Origin of the sequence: Aestuariivita boseongensis (genome assembly GCF_001262635.1) — a bacterium.
GTDB classification, from domain to species: Bacteria; Pseudomonadota; Alphaproteobacteria; order Rhodobacterales; family Rhodobacteraceae; genus Aestuariivita; species Aestuariivita boseongensis.
Map to the genome: position 1 here is coordinate 1 of NZ_JXYH01000097.1, position 4035 is coordinate 4035.

General features: G+C 55.9%; 5 protein-coding genes. 3 read left to right on the forward strand and 2 right to left on the reverse strand.

What is annotated here, in order from left to right; genetic code table 11:
• Positions 1–458: serine hydrolase (locus TR61_RS19145; RefSeq protein WP_216595445.1), on the reverse strand; the 458-nt coding region annotated here is incomplete at its 3' end.
• A 239-nt stretch (positions 459–697) separates the two neighbouring features.
• Here TR61_RS19145 and TR61_RS19150 point away from each other — a divergent pair.
• The 3 genes from TR61_RS19150 to TR61_RS19160 all read left to right on the forward strand — a co-directional run bounded on the left by TR61_RS19150 (position 698) and on the right by TR61_RS19160 (position 3133).
• Entirely contained in the window at positions 698–1717 is a 1020-nt protein-coding gene (locus tag TR61_RS19150; RefSeq protein ID WP_216595446.1) for an AraC family transcriptional regulator, read from the forward strand.
• A 68-nt stretch (positions 1718–1785) separates the two neighbouring features.
• Positions 1786–1980 (forward strand): integrase core domain-containing protein, encoded by a 195-nt coding sequence (locus TR61_RS20610; protein WP_050932135.1) that lies wholly within the window; start codon positions 1786–1788, stop codon positions 1978–1980.
• Positions 1981–2095: 115 nt separating this feature from the next.
• Entirely contained in the window at positions 2096–3133 is a 1038-nt protein-coding gene (locus TR61_RS19160) for an alpha/beta hydrolase (RefSeq protein ID WP_172677028.1), read from the forward strand.
• A 161-nt stretch (positions 3134–3294) separates the two neighbouring features.
• Here the strand turns inward: TR61_RS19160 and TR61_RS19165 are convergent, their stop codons facing one another.
• Positions 3295–3771, reverse strand: a complete 477-nt coding sequence (locus TR61_RS19165) for a hypothetical protein (RefSeq protein ID WP_050932139.1) — start codon at positions 3769–3771, stop codon at positions 3295–3297.
• Positions 3772–4035: the final 264 nt, after the last annotated feature.

The window sequence follows — 4035 nt, forward strand, 5'->3', positions numbered from 1 at the left end:
ATGTCGGTTGCCGTGTTGTCGCTCTCCGTGATCATGATCTCGATCAGGTTCGCCACCGAAAGCTGGAGCCCGGGGTGCACGAATGTGTCGCTCAGCGCCGCGTCCCCGATCATCATCATGTCGGGTGTGACGTCGACCATCTGGTCGAGGCTGAGTTCCCCCCTGTCCACGCGATCCAATACCGCAGCGGCGATCGCAACCTTGTAGGTGCTGGCCATAACGAAGGTTTCATCGCCATTGAACGCGATGACGTCGTCGCCACCGATTTCCTGCGCCGCGAAGCCGATGCGCCCGGCAAGCGTCGTCGCGACCCGCTCGATCGCGGCTCCAACGGACTGCCCTTCCGCTGTCTGGGCATAAGCCGGACCGAAGGTCGCCGCTGAAACAGTCATCAGCCCGGCAACAAGTATTGCTGCCAAAAGGGATTTTTTGGCTTTTACGATGTTTTTCTTCGACATTTCCTGGCTCCAACTATTTCCGAGTTCGCCAGGGAAGTGCGACCATCGCCCGGGTCTCATGATCTACGTCTTGTTGATTAACATGCCAGGGGCGCAGCCTGTTTGCGGCTCATGCCACCAGTGCCATATACATGTCCTAGAAGGTTAACCTGATGGCGTTGAGGGAGCAGCACGCATACCACTTGTGTCATAAACATGTCCCACAAGGTTAACCTCAGGGCGTTGAGGGAGCAGCAAGAATGAGCAAGAAATCTGACCCGAGGTTCACGCGCGGAATGTTGATTCTGTCACCGTTCGCAAAGGCCTTCACCTCGCGGGGCGGCGATATGGAAGCGATCCTGGCCCGAAACGGCATTCCCGCCGGTGCGCTGACCGACCCTGCGATGCTGGTTGACGCATCCGCCTGTTATTCCGCCATGGAGGATATGGCGGAAACTCTTGGCGATCCGTATTTTGGCGCAAAGGTGGCAATCGAAACAGCGAGGAAAGGAACGCCAGCGTTCCGGGATTCGGCGACCAATGCTCGCAACTTCGGAGATTTTCTGTCCCGGTTGGTGGTGGAAGTCTCAAAGCAGGTTGATAACGTGCGGTACTCCGTTTCCATCACACCCGGCATTGTAACCTTCGACATTCACCGCACCGTCAAGGTTACTAAGCCGTCGACACAGTTGGATGCCGTCGGCGTCGCACTTTATGCGACTTTGATTAGGCAGGGGATCGGAGAAACCTTCGATACCAAAGACATCCTGATCACTGTTCCGACCACCGAGGGGCTTCCGCCGGGTTTTCTTCCGAAACAGGCGCTCATCACATCCCAGATCAACGGAATGCGGATTTCATTTCCGCCGCACTGGCTTTGGGCACCATTCTCGCTGGACTGGAACTTGGAGAAGGTGTCACGAGGGGAGTTTCCCACAGATGGCGCCAGCGAAGCGACCCTTTCCTATCTTCGCGGCATACTGAGCGACAACATCGCTTATCAGGATCTGACACTGAACGACTTTGCCTCGATCTGCCGCATGCATCCACGCCGCATCCAGCGCATCCTGTGGGCACAGGGCGCCTCCTACAGTCAGATGAAGGATGACGTGCGAAAGAGCATCACCGAAGACCTCTTATCGAACACGGCCCTGCCCGTTGCGCAAATTGCCCTTCATGTAGGCCTCTCCGGCCCAGCCGCCCTTGACCGTGCATTCAGGCGATGGACCGGAAGGACGCCGACACAATTCAGGGCAGACTCGAAGCCGAAACAGGGATAACCCGCCCCGCGCGAAAGCCCTCACGGTGATGTAGGGTAGGTGCGTGCCGATCCTGAAGGAGCAGACGAATGCGGAAGAGCCGTTTCTGGCGTTACGACTACAACACGGTCAAACCGCAATCATCGCCGGGCAACCAGACACCGCTGCAAGTGTGCTTGCGCAAGACGGGCAAACCGAATACCCAGTCCGACCTGCAGACTCTCATTTTGACTGAGGGAGCAGCGGCGGGCAGGTCACGTCGCGTGTTTACGCTCAACCTATGAAATGGCGAGATCTTTTCCGATGTTTTTTGGCGTAGATAAGGTGAGGTTCAAGGCTTGTGCTCTATTGCTTGTCACAAGTCTTGCAATTGTAGGCTGCGGTCCGGCGGAACGCGGGATGATCGGCCTGGTAGCCGAACCTCAGAATGGTGATGCGGCCAAAAATCTCAGAAAACACGAGATCTTCATCCTGACCTCGCGTGCTCCGGACGGTGATCCAACCATTTTGTTCTCGGGACAACGATCGTCCGAAATTGGGTTGGCGAAACTGACGGTCAGTGTGCCCCCGAACCACACACCCGGCAAGATAGAGAGCCCCCGGTCCGGCATCCCCCGTCTAGCAGAGCATTTCACCGCAACCGATCCGGCAATCTTTGCGTCCGAAGGCGATTTCGTCTCCGCCTTGCAGGCAGAATTGAACCGTCGCTCTGTCGATAACCGGAACGTTTTGGTTTTTGTGCATGGCTACAACACAACCTTGTCAGAAGCAGTTCTTCGGATGGGTCAATTCGTTGAGGATTCCGGCTATGAGGGCGTTCCAGTTTTGTTCAGCTGGGCCTCCGGTGGCCATTTTTTGGACTACGTTTATGACATGAACAGCGTCCTGGTCGCGCGGGACGACCTGTTGCTCGGTGCTAATCTCATCTCGAAAACCAACGCAAAGGCCGTTGATGTCCTATCGCATTCCATGGGCAATCTGCTGACGGTCGAAGCAATGCGACAGGCAAAACTTAACGGCACCTTGAACCGGACAGGTCGGCTTCGCCATGTCATTTTGGCGGCACCCGACATTGACGCCGATCTGTTCCGGCAGCAGCTGGCACCGTTTGCCGACAATGAACGGCAGTTTTACATTCTTATCTCGCGCGACGACCGGGCTTTGAGTTTTTCCCGGCTTCTTGCGCGAGGAGTGCCGCGGGTCGGCAATGAGGACGTTGAAGATCTGGCACGACTTGGCGTGACAGTCTTAGATCTGTCTGAGATCGACGTGAATGGATCAAACCACTCAAAATTCGCAGGCTCGCCCGAGATAGTGCAGTTGATTGGCAAGAGACTAAGCGTCGATGGAGTGGGGGCGAGGAACGGTTCGGATCCACTCCTCTCGTCGGTACTGATGCTGCCAATTACAGTCACCGTAGCAACGTTGGACCGGTGACCGCTGCAACGTCTGAGCATCAACGAGCGAACTCCGGGTCATATCTTAAACGCAAACGCAATGGTTGCGTTGAAGGACCCCGCAGCGAAGGCGTTTGACGCCTTGCCGGTCAAATCATTGGACATCACCATGGATCATGCAACCAAGACAAAAGAGCGGTTTCAATCGCCAGCTTTCACCATCATGGCATCGCTGATTTCGAACAAGCGCGTATTGCCACAGATCACGATGACGGAGCGCAGCCGGGAGGCTGGTGCATCTGCTGTCACAGAAACCGTCTGGGTATCCAGCATCTGGGCAACCATTCCGTCCGGCGGTGTCGTGGAAACCACCGCGAACACCGTTGGCACTGCAGAACGATCTGCCTTTCCGATTTTCAGGCCGACAGTATATCCTGGTGTGGGCAGCGTGAGATCGCCGCTCACGAAAAGGAGGGGGGATGCCCCATCATGCGGAGCCGGGATGAGTTTTACGACCCAGTTGCTGCTTTCGATCACAGGGCAATCATCGGTTGGCGTCGAGGAAGACATTTCGCGCTCGCTCTGGGCTTGATCCGACTGGTTTTGCGCGTTGCACGCAGTCGTGGCAAGCATCGATGAAACCGCCAGACAGAGGACCAAAGCTTTCGATTGTGTCATGACTGAATCCTCCTGAAGTTAAACCCGTTTCACCGCCGCTTTTGCGTCGCCCGACATCAAGAGCTGCTGCTTCGCAGCAGCTTATGACGTCCTTGTAGTACGGTTACCCTCTCGACAAGACCACAACGTTTACTGTTGCGAAATAGGGAAGATCTGCCAGAGCTCACTTACAAAGGCTTGCACTACACTTGCGAGGGTTTATCATTGATGTCTTCGGAGAGAAACCCTCGAGGCGCCTTCACACTTGAGCAGCCCGATCTGATT

What these genes read in the sequence shown, in the direction of transcription:
- TR61_RS19165 (WP_050932139.1), bottom strand. Translation starts at nt 3,771, where the DNA reads ATGACACAATCGAAAGCTTTGGTCCTCTGTCTGGCGGTTTCATCGATG.
- TR61_RS20610 (WP_050932135.1), top strand. Translation starts at nt 1,786, where the DNA reads ATGCGGAAGAGCCGTTTCTGGCGTTACGACTACAACACGGTCAAACCG.
- TR61_RS19160 (WP_172677028.1), top strand. Translation starts at nt 2,096, where the DNA reads ATGATCGGCCTGGTAGCCGAACCTCAGAATGGTGATGCGGCCAAAAAT.
- TR61_RS19150 (WP_216595446.1), top strand. Translation starts at nt 698, where the DNA reads ATGAGCAAGAAATCTGACCCGAGGTTCACGCGCGGAATGTTGATTCTG.